The sequence below is a fragment of the Vibrio antiquarius genome (genome assembly GCF_000024825.1).
GTDB lineage: Bacteria > Pseudomonadota > Gammaproteobacteria > Enterobacterales > Vibrionaceae > Vibrio > Vibrio diabolicus.
Window position 1 is genome coordinate 1,642,054 of the sequence record NC_013456.1, and the last position, 15,718, is coordinate 1,657,771.

Annotated in this window: 14 protein-coding genes and 1 other annotated feature; of the genes, 4 read left to right on the forward strand and 10 right to left on the reverse strand. The window is 45.2% G+C overall.

The genetic code is table 11. The features are described 5' to 3' along the window. Positions 1–84: 84 nt before the first annotated feature. A complete protein-coding gene (locus tag VEA_RS07700; protein WP_012841620.1) occupies positions 85–1,344 on the reverse strand; it encodes a dicarboxylate/amino acid:cation symporter in 1,260 nt (419 codons plus the stop codon). A 544-nt stretch (positions 1,345–1,888) separates the two neighbouring features. Between VEA_RS07700 and VEA_RS07710 the strand changes: the two genes are divergently transcribed. Next, the gene (locus tag VEA_RS07710; RefSeq protein ID WP_006743299.1) at positions 1,889–3,430 is read left to right on the forward strand and encodes a long-chain-fatty-acid--CoA ligase; all 1,542 of its coding nucleotides are present in this window, start codon (positions 1,889–1,891) and stop codon (positions 3,428–3,430) included. 125 nt (positions 3,431–3,555) lie between these two features. On the opposite strand, the gene VEA_RS07715 is transcribed toward VEA_RS07710, so the two are convergent. From VEA_RS07715 to trpL2, 8 genes are all read right to left on the reverse strand, one after another. Then, a complete protein-coding gene (locus tag VEA_RS07715; RefSeq protein ID WP_006743300.1) occupies positions 3,556–4,251 on the reverse strand; it encodes a Crp/Fnr family transcriptional regulator in 696 nt (231 codons plus the stop codon). 201 nt (positions 4,252–4,452) lie between these two features. Beyond that, positions 4,453–5,259, reverse strand: a complete 807-nt coding sequence (trpA, locus tag VEA_RS07720) for a tryptophan synthase subunit alpha (RefSeq protein WP_006743301.1) — start codon at positions 5,257–5,259, stop codon at positions 4,453–4,455. Further along, a complete protein-coding gene (gene trpB / locus VEA_RS07725) occupies positions 5,259–6,449 on the reverse strand; it encodes a tryptophan synthase subunit beta (RefSeq protein WP_005394827.1) in 1,191 nt (396 codons plus the stop codon). Before trpB ends, trpA begins: the two co-directional genes overlap by 1 nt. 64 nt (positions 6,450–6,513) lie before the next feature. Next, positions 6,514–7,953 (reverse strand): bifunctional indole-3-glycerol-phosphate synthase TrpC/phosphoribosylanthranilate isomerase TrpF, encoded by a 1,440-nt coding sequence (gene trpCF / locus VEA_RS07730; protein WP_006743302.1) that lies wholly within the window; start codon positions 7,951–7,953, stop codon positions 6,514–6,516. A 13-nt stretch (positions 7,954–7,966) separates the two neighbouring features. Continuing rightward, complete coding sequence (gene trpD, locus VEA_RS07735; protein ID WP_006743303.1) at positions 7,967–8,977, reverse strand: anthranilate phosphoribosyltransferase; 1,011 nt, start codon at positions 8,975–8,977, stop codon at positions 7,967–7,969. A 37-nt stretch (positions 8,978–9,014) separates the two neighbouring features. Next, on the reverse strand, positions 9,015–9,623 hold the full coding sequence (locus tag VEA_RS07740; protein WP_006743304.1) for an aminodeoxychorismate/anthranilate synthase component II: 609 nt from the start codon (positions 9,621–9,623) through the stop codon (positions 9,015–9,017). A gap of 5 nt (positions 9,624–9,628) precedes the next feature. Continuing rightward, the gene (locus VEA_RS07745; protein ID WP_012841622.1) at positions 9,629–11,206 is read right to left on the reverse strand and encodes an anthranilate synthase component 1; all 1,578 of its coding nucleotides are present in this window, start codon (positions 11,204–11,206) and stop codon (positions 9,629–9,631) included. A gap of 126 nt (positions 11,207–11,332) precedes the next feature. Next, positions 11,333–11,436, reverse strand: a sequence feature (Trp leader region). Further along, the gene (trpL2, locus tag VEA_RS07750) at positions 11,383–11,508 is read right to left on the reverse strand and encodes a tryptophan operon leader peptide (RefSeq protein ID WP_005376787.1); all 126 of its coding nucleotides are present in this window, start codon (positions 11,506–11,508) and stop codon (positions 11,383–11,385) included. It overlaps the preceding feature by 54 nt. Before the next feature lie 95 nt (positions 11,509–11,603). Between trpL2 and rnm the strand changes: the two genes are divergently transcribed. Next, positions 11,604–12,461, forward strand: a complete 858-nt coding sequence (gene rnm, locus VEA_RS07755) for an RNase RNM (protein WP_006743306.1) — start codon at positions 11,604–11,606, stop codon at positions 12,459–12,461. Between the two features lie 185 nt (positions 12,462–12,646). Continuing rightward, positions 12,647–13,267, forward strand: a complete 621-nt coding sequence (locus tag VEA_RS07760) for an L-threonylcarbamoyladenylate synthase (RefSeq protein ID WP_005376791.1) — start codon at positions 12,647–12,649, stop codon at positions 13,265–13,267. 104 nt (positions 13,268–13,371) lie between these two features. Here the strand turns inward: VEA_RS07760 and VEA_RS07765 are convergent, their stop codons facing one another. Continuing rightward, positions 13,372–14,082 carry a calcium-binding protein gene (locus VEA_RS07765; protein ID WP_005394815.1) on the reverse strand — a complete coding sequence of 237 codons (711 nt, stop codon included), beginning with the start codon at positions 14,080–14,082 and terminating at the stop codon, positions 13,372–13,374. A gap of 546 nt (positions 14,083–14,628) precedes the next feature. Here VEA_RS07765 and rluB point away from each other — a divergent pair. Then, positions 14,629–15,567, forward strand: a complete 939-nt coding sequence (gene rluB, locus VEA_RS07770; protein ID WP_006743307.1) for a 23S rRNA pseudouridine(2605) synthase RluB — start codon at positions 14,629–14,631, stop codon at positions 15,565–15,567. The last annotated feature ends 151 nt before the right edge of the window (positions 15,568–15,718 follow it).

Genomic DNA, 15,718 nt, shown 5'->3' on the forward strand with positions numbered 1-15,718 from the left:
GTTTCTATTTATATAGTTACGTAATGCAAGAAAAGACAAAAAAACCGCTCATAGTGAGCGGTTTTTAGTTCATTCGAGAAAGGACTAAGCTTCTTGCTTTTTAAGCTCAGCTTCTGCCGCTTCCTCTTCTATTAGCGCATCAACGATAACTGCACATGCTGCATCACCAGTGATGTTTAGTGCTGTACGAATCATATCGAAAATACGGTCAAGAGCGAATAGCAGTGGTAGACCTTCAATTGGAATGCCAGCGGCAAGAAGTACGGCAACCACTAGGAAAGAAGGACCAGGAACACCCGCTTGACCAACCGCACCCAATGTAGACGTTACGATAATTGCAATGTAAGCGCCCATACCTAGGTCGATATTGAACAGTTGAGCAAAGAAGATAGCAACCAAGCCATAGTAAATCGCATTACCTGACATGTTGATCGTTGCGCCTAGAGGCAGAACAAATGACGCGGTTGAATTTTTTACGCCCAGTTCTTTTTCACAGGTGTCCATTGTGACAGGCAGTGTTGCCATAGAAGAGGCCGTTGAAAGCGCAACAGCTTGTGGCTTTTTCATTGAAGACAGGAACTTCTTCGCTGATGTCTTGGTGAAAATATGCACCATTGCTGGGTAAACAACGAAACCGAAGATTAGGATTGCGGCAACGTAAACAACGAACAGTTTGAATACCACCATTAGTGCGCCAAAACCGAATGTACCGACTGCTTCTGCCATTAGACCGAACACGCCGATAGGGGCAATGATCATCACTTTGTTGATCATCCAAACCATTGCGTCAACGATGCAGTTAACACCATTAATGATTGGCTCACGACGCTCTTTTGCTTGCTTAGAAATTGCAATACCAAAGAACATACAGAAAACGAGGATCTGTAGGATGTTTGCTTCATTTAGTGATTGGAAAACGTTGGTTGGGATCATACCAGTGATGGTTGCCCAGAAAGTAGGTAGTTCACCTTTTGAAGCGTATTCTGCTGAGAACATGCCTTCAACGCCAGAGACGTCGATCCCCATGCCTGGTTGGAATACTTCGCCCATAAATAGTGCAAGCGCAACGGCTAGGGCGGATGTTAAACCGAAATAACCTAGAGTGACGATGCCAACTTTGCCTGCTGACTGGCTGTTCCCAAGACCAGCTGCGCCAGAAATCAAGGCTACAGCGACCAAAGGAATAACCAACATTTTGATTAAGTTGATAAAGATAGCACCTAAAGGAGCGAACACTGTCGCATCATGACCCATCATGGCACCAACGGCTGTGCCCACGATCATGGCGATTACGACTTGTACGCCAATGTTGTTTAGCAAACTCTTTTCTTTTAACACTTCCATAACCTCTGTGCTAATAAAATGTAAAATCCTAAAATTACCCACTAACCATAAATGGTTTTATGGATAATTATCTCGCCTTGCTTTTTACACTTATCGTTTACAATTGGCAATATGCAGCAAGGTATTATTGATGGATTAATCGATATTTTATTGACGAACGATAAAGTTTTGTTCAATAGCAAACGTTTGCTATTGATTTTTGTTATGCCTATTGGCTGTGTAATTGTTTTTGTTTATTTCTTTTTCTTGTTTGTTTTTTGTTAACTGAGATGGGTTTTGTGTTTGCGAGCGTAGTCTGCGTCTTGCGTGACTTGGATTGATATTTATAACAATTAATCTCTTTCAAGCTCACATTTTTACCAATTAGCTTTGTGAAATGTTAATTGCTTTACATTCTTAGTTCGGATTGCATTGTAAACATAATGTTAATCAAAAATGGCAAAACAAATATTAAGTACCAACATTTTAGTGTAGGGGAGTGCTCTCTCTGTTAATGCTCCCGAGCCGATAAAACGAAAATCAACAAGTAAGAGGTGAAGCGATTATGATGAATCTTGCTGCTGCATTACAAAGAAATGCTGCGAGTAAACCAGATAAGACGGCGTTGATATGTGGTGATGTCGAGATAACTTATGCGCAGTTTGATGCGATTACCGGAAAGATCGCGGCATCTTTAATCAACAAAGGGGTCGTTCCGGGCGATCGTATTGCGCTCTCATGCCCAAACATTCCTTTTTTCGCGTTTGTTTATTATGCGATACAAAAAGCTGGCGCGGTTGCTGTCCCATTAAATGTGCTTTTGAAAGCGCGAGAAATTAAGTATCACTTAGAAGATTCAAAAGCGAAGTTTTACTTCTGTTTTGAAGGGACAGCAGAACTGCCAATGGCAAAAGAGGGGGTTAAAGCGTTTGAGCAGGCTGATATATGTGAAAATATGGTCGTGATGACTCAATCTCAAAGTGAAAACGAATGGAATGGTGTGCCAACTCTCAATGCTTTTATAGCGAATGCAGAACCATTGTCAGATTATGTACCGCGTAATGCAGATGATACTTGTGTTATTTTGTATACATCAGGGACGACAGGCTTACCAAAAGGAGCTGAACTGACGCAGCAGAACATCATAATGAATGCTCTGGTGGCACAAAACATTATGGGCAGCCAGGCCGATGATATTCACTTAGTAACTTTGCCTTTATTTCATACCTTTGGTCAAACCGTCCACTTAAATGCCAGTGTTTTGGGTGGGGCAACCTTGGTATTAGTGCCTAGGTTTGAGCCTAAACATGTTCTTGAGCTGATGGAAAAACACAAAGTGACGTTGTTTGCTGGGGTGCCAACGATGTATATCGGTTTGCTTCATGTCCAACATCAATTTGATACATCCTCACTACGTGTTGCTATCAGCGGTGGAGCCCCGTTGCCAACCGAAATCTTTAGAGCCTTTGAGGAACAATTTAATGTCCCAATTCTTGAAGGATACGGGTTATCAGAAACAAGTCCTATTGCATGTTTTAATCATTTAGATCAGGAACGTATACCAGGATCGGTAGGTCAACCGATTCAAGGCGTTGAAGTAAAAGTTGTCGACATTGAAGGCAATGCGCTACCTATCGGTGAAGAAGGTGAGATTGTTGTGCGTGGGCATAATGTTATGAAGGGATACCTTGACCGCCCGGAAGTCACTGAATCCGCGCTACAAAATGGCTGGTTCCATACTGGTGATGTTGGCCGTTTTGACTGCTCAGGTAATCTATTTATCGTCGATAGAATGAAAGATCTGATCATTCGAGGTGGATTTAACGTTTACCCTAGAGAAATTGAAGAAGTGTTTATGACTCACCCTGCAATCTCAATGGTAGCGGTGATAGGGATTCCAAATGAAGAGTATGGCGAAGAGATAAAGGCTTACGTTGTGCTTAAACCGGGAGAGTACATTGACGCGGAAACATTACAAAAGTGGGGCAAAGAGCAGTTAGCCTCTTTTAAATATCCTCGTTATGTTGAAATTCGTGAGCATCTCCCGATGAGTGCAACAGGAAAGATTTTGAAACGTGAGTTGAAATCTGAATTGAATGTGGCTTAGTCAATTCAATGAACTTTGGGTCACAGCGCCACTTGCCTAGAGCGAATGGTGTTGTGCGCCTGGTTACTAAGGAACAGAAGATGGCAATCTCTCGCTAGCGTGTACACATGAACTATCTGTTTACTCTATTGTTCGAGTTGTTTTATGTGCGCTTCTAAGCGTTTTGGATTGGTAATGGTCACTGAACCATATTTCAGTTCTAGCATCCCAATACTCTCTAAGTTTTTTAGTACTTTATGAACACTTTGACGAGTTAGCCCCATCATGTTGGCGATATGCTCTCTAGTCACTCTCACGACACACGGCTGAGTATTGATAGCTTGGTTGTGTTGGTATTCAGCAAGCAACAGCAACCTTCTTGCAATCCGCTCTTCGATTCCTCTAATCGCATCATCTTCGATAACAGAAATTGCAGACCATAAGCGGCGGCTAAGTAAGTCGAGAATCGTAGGGTAACTTTGAGGATATTTGGCGAGTAATTGGCGAAACTTATCACCAGGTAGTTCCAGTAAGGTCACGCCCGAATGCGCGGTTGCGCCAAAAATACGGGGCATGCCGGGAGAAAAAACATTGTCTCCAAACCAGCCTCCTGCCTCGAAAATCATTAATGTGACTTCTTTGCCTTTTGAACTCATCGAATTAATTCGTACGGCACCCTGTGCAATGACCATAAGAGAAGATTGAGGTTCCCCTTTATTGCAAATCAGTGCTTTTTCGTCGAAACAGCGAACTTTAGCTATTTGTGCTGCTTCACTAAGTCCTTTCTCGGGCAGCCCTGATAATACAGGACATTTGGCTAATAATGCTTTGACTTCTTCCATGTGCAACCTTACTGCATCCTGCTCTAGCTATTATTTGTGCTGGTTAAGTGGCAAAGTTTATCACTCTTTGATTGCTCTGCTTTAGATTGGTTTGGAAAGTGCGGGCGTTGAATAAAAAATGATATGGTATAAACGCCATACAAGAAAACGCCCGCTAAACAGAATGTTAAGCGGGCGCTATAGCGTTACATCAAATGGAAATTATTTCTGAGTGGCAGCTTTCATCGCTGACACAAAATCACCAAGTTTATCGAGCATAATTTGTGGCTGCTCGATATTCGCTTCAATGATTTTCACCACAGCTGAGCCGGAGATGGCCCCTGCTGCGCCAGACTCTATTGCTTGTTTCACCTGTGCTGGTTCAGAAATACCGAAGCCAAGCAGCGCTGGTGGTGCATCGAACTGGTTTAATCTATCTAACATGTGACCAACTGGCATATTTGCTTTGGTTTCTGCACCTGTCACGCCAGCACGAGAAAGCAAGTAAGTGTAGCCACCACCCAGTTCTGATACTTGCTTCAGTGTTTCGTCACTGGCTGTAGGTGGTGCGATGAAGATTGGGTGAATACCAAACTTCTCTGCTGCTGCAACAAACTCTGCACTTTCATTGGTTGGTACGTCTGCAATCAAAACAGAATCGATGCCTGCTTTTGCACAACGCTCATAGAAGTTCTCGATACCACGAGAGTAAACAAGGTTCGCGTACATCAGAAGGCCAATAGGCAGATCTGGGTATTTAGCTCGGATCTTACCAATTTGTTCGAAGCAGATATCCGGTGTTGCGCCTGAATCTAGCGCACGAATGTTAGCGCCTTGGATGGTTGGGCCATCTGCAAGCGGATCTGAAAATGGAATACCAAGTTCAAGGGCGTCTGCGCCAGACTCAACGAGGGTTTCCATGATCTTGTAAGATTGTTCTGCGTTTGGATCGCAAACCGTTACGAACGGTACAAATGCGCCTTGGTTTTTTTCGTTTAGACGCGCAAACATCTTCTCATAACGGCTCATTAAATCACTCCTTTTTCTTCTAGGATGGCGTGTACGGTGAAGATGTCTTTGTCACCACGACCAGATAGGTTTACGACCAATAGTTGTTCTTTCTCAGGATTCTCACGAGCCATGCGCAATGCATGAGCTAGAGCGTGAGAAGACTCTAGAGCTGGGATGATCCCTTCGCTGCGAGCCAATTCTTGGAATGCCTCGAGCGCTTCGTCGTCAGTTACGTTGTCGTATTCCGCACGGCCAATTGCATTTAGGTGTGCGTGCTGTGGTCCTACAGAAGGGAAATCAAGACCCGCAGATACAGAGTAAGACTCCTCAACTTGGCCGTTTGGATCTTGCATCAATGGCGCTTTCATACCAAAGAAGATCCCCGTTTTGCCATGTTTAAGTGGTGCACCGTGTTGGTCAGTATCGATACCTTTACCTGCTGGCTCAACACCAATGAGGCGAACGCTTTCTTCTTCGATGAAGTCAGCAAACATACCAATCGCGTTTGAACCGCCGCCCACACACGCGATAACTGCATCAGGAAGACGACCTTCACGTGCCAAAATCTGATTCTTCGTTTCTTCACCGATCATTCGTTGGAAATCACGCACGATGGTTGGGAATGGGTGAGGACCAGCCGCTGTACCTAGTAGGTAGTGCGCGTCTTCATAAGTTGCAGACCAGTCGCGTAGCGCTTCGTTACATGCGTCTTTAAGTGTTGCTGAACCTGAGTGAACCGGAATTACTTCTGCACCCATGAGTTTCATACGGAATACGTTCGGGCTTTGGCGTTCAACGTCTTTTGCACCCATGTAAACACGACATTTCAGACCAAGTAGCGCACACGCTAGTGCAGTTGCTACGCCGTGTTGACCTGCGCCGGTTTCTGCGATGATTTCGTTTTTACCCATGCGTTTCGCAAGCAGAGCTTGACCTAACACTTGGTTGGTCTTGTGCGCGCCACCGTGAAGCAGATCTTCACGTTTTAGGTACAGTTTGGTTTTCGTACCTTTGGTTAGGTTACGAGTTAGAGTCAAAGCCGTTGGACGGCCCGCATACTCTTGAAGAAGCGTCATGAATTCGCTGCGGAATTCTGGATCTTCTTGCGCGTCGATAAACGCTTGCTCTAGTTGCTCCAGTGCTGGAACTAGAATTTGCGGAACGTACTGACCGCCGTATTCGCCAAAGTAGGCATTCAGTTTTGCCATCGTTATATTCCTTCTCGTATTTTTCGCTACGAATAGCTTTAAATTTTTTAGCTGATATCCAGCTTTAGTAGTTGCGAATGGCGGTGAATGCCGCAAGCAACTTCTGTGAATCTTTTTTGCCTGGCGCGCTTTCTACACCAGAGTTTAAATCTAATCCCAAGCAACCTAGTGTCGCTGCTTGTTGAGCATTTTCTGGCGACAGTCCGCCCGCTAGCATAATTTGACTTGGGTCGCCGATCAGTGACCAGTCGAACACTTGACCAGTTCCGCCAGTTTGAGTGCCAACTTGCGCATCTAATAGATGGCGGTCAATGTGGTCTGCAAGCAGTTCTGGCTTGGCATCAGTCACGCCATAAGCTTTCCAAATTTCTACTGTTGTTGGCAGTTCGGCTTTGAGTTGGTTTACGTAAGCTTGGTCTTCTTGACCGTGCAGCTGAACTGCTTTTAAACCCAAAGAGGTTGCGACTGAAGCAACAAAATCGATATCGTGATTTTGGAAAACGCCAACGTAATTCAGTGGAGCACCGCTCATGGTTAAGCGAGCACCTTCAAGGTCGACCGCACGCTTCGACTTCTCGACAAAAATCAGGCCACCAAATACCGCGCCAGCTTGATATGCTTTTGCTGCATCATCCGGATGCGTTAAGCCACACACTTTGTTTTCGCCTAACGTCACTTTACGTACTGCAAGTTCAAGGTTGTCTTCCGCCATCAGCGAACTACCAATCAAGAAGCCGTCTGCGTATTCCGCTAAATCACGAACTTGTTGATGCGTATAAATGCCAGACTCTGAAATTACCGTCGCGTTTGGTGCCAGTTCGCGAATGGTCGGTGCCAATTCTTTAGTACGATTCAAATCGGTACTTAGGTCGCGCAAGTTACGGTTATTGATGCCGATAACGCGTGCTCCTAGATTAACGGCACGATGAAGCTCGTCTTCGTTGCTGACTTCGGTCAGAATGCCCATATTCAGGCTGTGAGCTGCTTCTTCTAGCGCTTTGTACTCTTCGTCATTCAGGACAGAAAGCATCAGAAGTACGGCATCAGCACTGTAATGACGTGCTAGGTAAACTTGGTAGGTGTCTACCATGAAGTCTTTGCACAAAACTGGTTGTTTGACTTGACCACGCACTTGAGGAAGAAAGTCAAAGTTACCTTGGAAGTACTTCTCGTCAGTTAGGACTGAAATTGCATCAGCATGGTTGTTGTAAACCGATGCAATGTAATCCAAGTTAAAGTGATCACGAATCAAACCTTTAGAAGGAGATGCCTTCTTACATTCGGTGATGAATGCTGTCTTTTCGCCACTCAGTGCATCGTAGAAGCTGCGATCCGATGGCAGTAAATCAGACTGAAATGTGCTTAGCGGTTGAGATACCTTACGGTCTGCTACCCATTGATATTTGTCGCGGACAATTTTCGCCAGTACTTCTGCCATTTCTGCTTCTTTCTTAGAAACGTGTTCAGACAGATTGCCAGCTTGCTGAGTGTTGAAGTCAGTCATCTTCTTCAATTCCTTAAGCGTGTGCGGCAAGTTGTTGTACCAATTGGTACGCCTTGCCTGAATTCATTGCCTCAATCGCTTGTTGCGTGTTGGCTTTTAAATCTTCGTGGCCGAATAGACGCATTAGCAGAGCTACGTTCACTGCCACTGCGCCCAATTGTGCGTCTGTACCTTTACCCGTCAGAATATTGGTAATGATCGCTTTGTTTTCTTCAGGATCGCCACCTTTGATGGCTTCTAGTGGGTGAGCTTCTAGACCGAAGTCTGCAGGCGTTAGTTTGTATTCCGTGATCTTACCGTCTTTGATTTCGGCAACGGTTGTTTCACCGTGAATTGCTACTTCGTCCAAACCACTGCCGTGTACTACAGCGGCGCGCTTCATACCCATTTGTAGCATGGTTTCTGCGATAGGACGAACTAGTTCTTCACTGTAAACACCCATCAATTCGATGTTTGGACGAGCTGGGTTAATCAGCGGACCAAGAATGTTAAAGATGGTTCGTGTTTTCATAGTTTGACGCACAGGCATCGCATGGCGCACACCACCGTGGTATTGAGGTGCGAATAGGAAAGCAACACCGATATCGTCGACCGCTTTGCGTGTATCTTCTGCGCTCATGGCTAGGTTGATACCAAATGAATCAAGAAGGTCAGAAGAACCCGATTTGCTTGAAACGCTGCGGTTACCGTGTTTCGCTACTTTCAGACCACATGCTGCAGCAACAAACGCCGCAGTGGTTGAAATGTTGATGGTGTTGTGACCGTCGCCGCCCGTACCTACGATATCTGCGAAATCGTAATCTGGGCGAGGGAATGGGTTTGCATTTGCCAGTAGTGCTTTGGCCGCGCCTGCAATTTCATCTGGCGTTTCGCCTTTGATTTTTAGTGCAGTCAGTGCTGATGCCATCAAAATTGGGTCTAGTTCACCACGGATGATGATGTCAAACAGCTGTTGGCTCTCTTCCTGAGTAAGCGATTCTTGCTCGTACAGTTTGGTAATAATAGGGTTGATGATTGCGTCCATATTTCCTCTCCTAAATTTCTTATGTGCCAAGTGCTTTTTAAGCAGTGAGTGGGTTCACTGAAGTTTGTTCTTCAAGTGCCCATTCAATGGCATTGGCCAACAGTGTTGCTCCGTAGGTCGTCATAATAGATTCCGGGTGGAACTGGAACCCGCAAACTTTATCTTCTTCATGTACAGCAGACATCACCAAGTCATCCACTTCTGCCGTGATGGTTAGACTCTCAGGAACTTTGGTCGCAACCAGCGAGTGGTAACGTGCAATCGCAAGTGGTGATGGTAGGTTTTGGTAAATCGCATGGTTTTGGTGCTCCATCATAGACACCTTACCGTGAATGATTTCACCCGCGCCAGCGACGGTGCCGCCGTATGCTTCAACAATCGCTTGGTGACCAAGACAAATACCGATCATCGGAACTTTGCCTTTCATGCGTAGGATAAGTTCTGGCATTGAGCCTGCTTCTGAAGGAGCACCAGGGCCGGGCGATAGCAGAACCACTGGGTTTTCAAGCTCGTTTACCGCTTGTTCGATGGTTTCTGCTGGGATGCTGTTTCGGTAAATCTTGACTGAGTGACCTAGCGAGCGGAACTGATCCACAAGGTTGTAGGTGAACGAGTCAAAGTTATCGATGAATACGATGTTCGCCATGTCTGCTACTCCTTGTTCGTAGGTTGAGAATGCGCTGCTTGGATAGCAGAGATTACCGCTTGCGCTTTACCGCGCGTTTCGTCTGCTTCCGCTTGTGGATCAGAGTCGAACACAACGCCTGCACCAGCTTGAACTTGAGCAATGCCGTTCTCAACGTAAGCTGAGCGAATTACGATACATGTGTCGAGTGTACCTTCGCCGGTAAGGTAACCCACAGCACCGCCGTAGCTGCCGCGTCGTGCGCCTTCTACATCGCGAATCAACTGCATTGCACGAATCTTTGGTGCACCAGTGAGCGTGCCCATGTTCATACATGCTTGGTATGCGTGCAGCGCGTCTAGGTCTTCACGCAGTTGACCAACCACACGAGATACCAAGTGCATAACGTGGCTGTAGCGGTCGACTTTTAGAAGGTCTGCTACGTGGCGAGTGCCAGCTTGAGCAATACGAGCGACGTCGTTACGTGCCAAGTCAACCAACATCATGTGTTCTGCGTTTTCTTTCATGTCGGTGCGCAGTTCAAGTTCGATGCGGCTATCTAGGTCGAAATCAATCTCGCCGTTAGGGTGCTTGCCACGGCGACGTGTGCCTGCAATTGGGTAGATTTCAATTTGGTTGGTGTCGGTTTCATACTTAAGCGCGCTTTCTGGTGATGCGCCAAACAAAGTGAACAGCTCATCTTGCATGTAGAACATGTAAGGGCTTGGGTTACTTTGTTTCAGTTCTTTGTAAGCAGCGAGTGGAGAAGGGCAAGGTAGAGTGAATCGGCGAGATGGTACGACTTGGAACACATCGCCTTTCACTACGAACTCTTTTAAGTCGCGAACGATTTGACAGAAGTCTGAATCAGATACGCTAGGTTCTACCGTTACGTCGGCGATTTGCTCTGCATTTGGAAGTAACTTTGGCGCCGCACATTGAGCGCTGATTTCTGCGATGCGAGTCTCTAGCGCTAGTTTTTCTGAATCATCCACAAACAATGTAGCTTGAAGCTGGCAAGATTCCGTTTGATGGTCGACAACAAGCAATGTTTCCGCTACGTAGAAAACGTAATCTGGACATTGATTGGTTGCTTCTGCATTACCAAGCGGCTCGAAGTTTGCGACTAAGTCGTAGGCAAACAGACCGCCAAGGAAAATCGCGTGTTTGTCTTGCTGTGAAACATCGAAGCTGTGTTGCACTAAACGTAGCGCGTCAAAAGAAGAAGCTTCACGTAGTCGAGAGTCTTCATCTAACGTGTCGCATGGCTGGCTAAACTCCAAAGTCAGCGTTTCGCCATCGAACTTACTTTCAACGTCACCACGGATGTTCTGGTTTAGGTGAGACAGTAGGTTTTTACCGTTGTTGGTTAACGCCTGCATGTTTACAGTGTGGCCGTAACAAACGATGCGCACCGCTGAATCTACGATTAAAAGTGATTTTAGATTCTGTTTCGAATCAATTTCAGCGGATTCGAGAAGCAAGCTATCTCTTTTGTTCTCACAAATGGTATGGAACAAACGTGTTGGGTCTTGAGTGTAAGGAACCGAAGTCTTTAATACTTCTAGGCATCCAAGTTTCTTGATTTCTATGGCCTTATTCACAAGACCTCCTTGTAGCTGTCTAAATCTTCCTACCGTACATAGTCGCATAAAGCAAACGTTCTCCCAATCTAGAGTTAGCCATATTCGATTAATGTTTAGGCAGTTGAATGTGAAATGAGCAACAAAACAAAAAAGCCCGCTTAAGTAGCGGGCTTTACAACGTTTGGTTCTATAAACTAGAAGTATACGTTCGCCCACCAAGAACTAGTCCAAGTGCGCCACCAAGCAAGATCTGATGAGTTTGCCTTATTAAGACAAACCGCAACTTTCGCTTTTTGGTTTTGGTTAAATTCTTGTAACATGGTGAACCTTAAATTACGTACTTTGTATTTGTGTACTAGTTAACTAGTGCGAGAGTAAAAAGTCAACCCCAAAACAGCATTAAAACGATAAAAATATGAGAATTGATTTACATAGTCACACCACTGCATCGGACGGTCGGTTAGAGCCTAAAGATTTAGTGGAAAGGGCGCTGAGTTTTGATATCGAGGTTTTGGCGATCACTGATCACGATACGGTTGACGGCTTGGCGTTAGCCAAGCAATACGTTCAAGACAATAATTTGCCGATCAAAATCATCAACGGCATTGAGATATCGACTGTCTGGCAAAACAAAGACATTCATATTGTCGGTTTGAATATCGATCCGGAAAATGAACAATTATCCGCCCTCATCGAGCAGCAGAAGCAGCACCGCATAACAAGGTCAGAGTTGATTGCAGAGCGACTACAAAAAGCAACTCGGGAAGGCGTGCTCGAAGAGGTAAGGCAGATCGCCGGTGATGCGCCTGTTACGAGAGCGCACTTCGCGAAATGGCTGGTGGATAATGGTTACGCAAAAACCATGCAAATGGTGTTTAAAAAATACCTAACGCGTAATAACCCAGGTTATGTACCACCGAATTGGTGTTCTATGAAAGATGCGGTTGATGCTATCCATGCGGCTGGTGGGATGGCGGTATTGGCGCATCCTGGAAGATATAAGTTGACAGCGAAGTGGATTAAGCGTCTTCTAGCAGCGTTTGTAGAAGCAAACGGCGATGCGATGGAAGTTGCACAGCCGCAGCAAGCGCAACAAGAAAGGCGCAACTTGGCTGATTATGCTATACAATACAAACTATTAGCGTCTCAAGGCAGTGATTTTCACTACCCATCCCCTTGGATGGAGCTAGGAAGGAACCTTTGGTTGCCCGCAGGCGTCGAACCAGTTTGGAAAGATTGGGGTATTGATCCTTCGTTGGATATATCAAAGTAACCTCAAAGCGTGGGTTTCAGCATCAAATAACTGGAAAGTGTATATTGGGTATTAATGTGGCTTTCCTTGTCGTTGGAACTGAACAACACGTTGAATCTTGAAGTCACTTGATAAAACACAACAAGGCGGCATTCAAGCTCCACATAAGAATATAGAGCCGAGAGGCTCGATAATGAGGAATTACAATGAGCCAGTTTTTTTACGTTCACCCAGAAAACCCACAGGCTCGCTTGATTAATCAAGCAGTAGCAATCATTCGTAACGGCGGCGTTGTGGTGTACCCTACCGATTCAGGGTACGCACTTGGCTGTCAGTTGGAGAACAAACAGGCACTGGAACGAATCTGTCAGATCCGTCGTCTCGATGATAAGCATAACTTTACTTTATTGTGTCGTGATTTGTCGGAGCTTTCTCTATATGCGCGAGTAGATAACTCTGCATTCCGACTACTGAAAAACAACACACCAGGTCCTTACACCTTCATCTTCAAAGGCACGAAAGAAGTGCCGCGTCGTTTGATGAACGCGAAACGTAAGACCATCGGTATCCGTGTTCCAGACAATCAAATTGCCTTGGACTTGTTGGAAGCATTAGGTGAACCGATGATGTCTACGTCGTTGATTCTACCTGGCAGTGACGTAACAGAGTCTGATCCGGAAGATATTCGCGATAAACTAGAACATGCGGTTGATGTGATTCTTAATGGCGGTTACTTAGGTGAACAACCTACGACCGTCATTGACTTTAGCGAAGGTGAACCTGTTGTGGTGCGTTTGGGATCAGGTGACCCGGCACCATTCGAATAATTCGACTAATAGACGTACACCACCGTCAAACAAAATAGGAGGCATCGCGCCTCCTATTTTAGTTTCTTATTATTGAGTATCTCAGCGAACTTCGCTGATTGAGATTAAGCGAAATCGAAAATGTCGATACCATTTTGTTCAGCATAGTTGATGTATGCAGAGCTCACGCCGTTTAGTGTCACTTCAACATTGTATTCATCACTAGAGAATACTGCCCAGCCACACTCATTATAAGATAAAGTCAGATCATCCGCTGAATCTAAGAACGTATCGCGAATGCCATCATTGTCGGTGTCTCTGCCCATATCGAAGACAAGTTTGTCATGAAAAATATTAAAATCGACAATATCGGCTTTAATATCAATATCGTTGGAAGATACAGGTTGATCGGGTACGCCAATAGCCAGGCGGTTTGTAAGCACAAAAGTGTCGTCTCCACAGCCGCCGCTCAGTACTGATTCACCATCGCCAACGACGAGCGTGTCGTTACCCCAACCCCCACTCAAGTAGTTGTTACCTGAGTAATCAAAAATTGTATCATCGCCACAGCCACCAAAGAGCTTGTCATTTCCTAATCCGCCCGATAGGAAGTCGTTGCCAAAGCCGCCAGAAACAAAGTCGTTTCCTCGGCCACCGAGCAAGGTATCGTCTCCCCAGCCCCCGAAGACAACATCATTGCCTCCGTATCCTACGAACTTATCATCACCACAGAAGCCGAAGAAAATATCGGTTGTTTCAGACCCTTTTGTACCGGTCATATCGTCATCTTGAGATGTCCCAAAAATCCAATTTAGGTCTAGATTTAGCATAGACATTGTTCTATTCCTTTTTGTCTGATTTATGCCAATCGCCGAAAATGCAGAGCCAATCTAGCTAGTTAAAATACACGATAACGTTAGCGTCATTTTTAATAGTAAATAGTGACTTACCGATGCTTCTTTCTTGCTATGAGTGCTCATTTATCCACGATGATTGGTATTACTTAGCAGCAAACTGGGACTGTTTATTCTTCGTTGCTTTTAAAGCAACACGAACAGTAAACACACCCCAAGTGGTTATCGTTGTAACCCTGACAATTTTATCAGGTACTGCACGGTTAAAGTGGCTCGGGAAGACCGATATTAGTGGGATTCTCGCTAGGCAATATCAGTATTAAGTAGGAAAAAAGTTGCAGAATAGAGTAAATATTTTCGACGTTTTAAAGTGAATTTTGGGTGTGGAGAATGGCGCCGATTTAGCTTACATTAACTGAGAAAGTTACGTATAATGTCGGACCGAAAAATCCCACTGAAATGGGTAATTAGCAAAATACAGATCAATTCTGGTCTAGACGTCTGTGAAGACGACACATAGGTAGATAAATGAGCGAAAAGTTACAAAAAGTATTAGCACGTGCTGGTCACGGTTCTCGTCGTGAGATTGAATCGTTAATTAAATCTGGTCGCGTTAGCGTGAACGGTGTAGTCGCTAAGCTTGGTGAAAGACTTGAAGACGAGAGCAGCGTAGTTCGTATCGATGGTCACATTGTCTCTGCAAAGATTCAAGAAGAAGTGATTTGTCGTGTACTTGCGTACTACAAACCCGAGGGTGAACTGTGTACTCGTCACGATCCAGAAGGTCGTCGTACTGTTTTTGATCGTCTGCCAAAAATTCGTGGCTCTCGTTGGATTTCAGTTGGTCGTCTGGATGCGAACACTTCTGGTCTTCTGCTTTTCACAACGGATGGTGAACTGGCGAACCGCTTAATGCACCCAAGCCGCCAAGTTGAACGTGAATACCTAGTACGTGTGTTCGGTGAAGTAACTGAACAGAAAGTTCGTAATCTAGTAAAAGGTGTTGAACTGGAAGACGGTTTAGCTCGCTTCGAAGATGTTGTTTACGCGGGTGGTGAAGGCATGAACCACACGTTTTACGTTGTTATCAACGAAGGTCGTAACCGCGAAGTTCGTCGACTATGGGAATCGCAAGAGTGTACCGTTAGTCGTCTGAAACGTGTTCGTTACGGCGACATTTTCTTAGACAAGAAACTGCCTCGTGGCGGTTGGATGGAGCTTGACCTGAAAGAAGTAAACTACTTGCGTGAGCTTGTAGAGCTTCGTCCAGAGAAAGAAACCATGCTTGATCTGAACAAAGACAACACGTCACGCAAACGTGAGCGTGCACGCAGCCAAAAAATTCGTCGCGCAGTTAAGCGCCATGAAGAGCGTGTTAACACGCCAAAAGGTCGCAGTAACAACCCTTCTCGTCGTAAGCCAAAGAAGACTGCTGGTGACCAAGGCGCACGTAGCAAGCATCGTTAATCGATAGCAAAACATCAGAAAGGCTTGCCAATTCGGCAAGCCTTTTTCTTATCTGTTACATAACGAAAGGCTCTAAAGCCGATATAGAGCAGGGTACTTTGGATAAACAAATATCGCAGCTAAACAAAAACAGTAGATAAAAAAATACCAG

What these genes read in the sequence shown, in the direction of transcription:
- trpL2 (WP_005376787.1), bottom strand. Translation starts at nt 11,508, where the DNA reads ATGTTACAAGAATTTAACCAAAACCAAAAAGCGAAAGTTGCGGTTTGT.
- VEA_RS07715 (WP_006743300.1), bottom strand. Translation starts at nt 4,251, where the DNA reads ATGGAAGAAGTCAAAGCATTATTAGCCAAATGTCCTGTATTATCAGGG.
- VEA_RS07765 (WP_005394815.1), bottom strand. Translation starts at nt 14,082, where the DNA reads ATGTCTATGCTAAATCTAGACCTAAATTGGATTTTTGGGACATCTCAA.
- rluB (WP_006743307.1), top strand. Translation starts at nt 14,629, where the DNA reads ATGAGCGAAAAGTTACAAAAAGTATTAGCACGTGCTGGTCACGGTTCT.
- trpB (WP_005394827.1), bottom strand. Translation starts at nt 6,449, where the DNA reads ATGGCAAAACTGAATGCCTACTTTGGCGAATACGGCGGTCAGTACGTT.
- VEA_RS07740 (WP_006743304.1), bottom strand. Translation starts at nt 9,623, where the DNA reads ATGGCGAACATCGTATTCATCGATAACTTTGACTCGTTCACCTACAAC.
- trpA (WP_006743301.1), bottom strand. Translation starts at nt 5,259, where the DNA reads ATGAGCCGTTATGAGAAGATGTTTGCGCGTCTAAACGAAAAAAACCAA.
- trpCF (WP_006743302.1), bottom strand. Translation starts at nt 7,953, where the DNA reads ATGACTGACTTCAACACTCAGCAAGCTGGCAATCTGTCTGAACACGTT.
- VEA_RS07700 (WP_012841620.1), bottom strand. Translation starts at nt 1,344, where the DNA reads ATGGAAGTGTTAAAAGAAAAGAGTTTGCTAAACAACATTGGCGTACAA.
- trpD (WP_006743303.1), bottom strand. Translation starts at nt 8,977, where the DNA reads ATGGACGCAATCATCAACCCTATTATTACCAAACTGTACGAGCAAGAA.
- rnm (WP_006743306.1), top strand. Translation starts at nt 11,604, where the DNA reads ATGAGAATTGATTTACATAGTCACACCACTGCATCGGACGGTCGGTTA.
- VEA_RS07760 (WP_005376791.1), top strand. Translation starts at nt 12,647, where the DNA reads ATGAGCCAGTTTTTTTACGTTCACCCAGAAAACCCACAGGCTCGCTTG.
- VEA_RS07710 (WP_006743299.1), top strand. Translation starts at nt 1,889, where the DNA reads ATGATGAATCTTGCTGCTGCATTACAAAGAAATGCTGCGAGTAAACCA.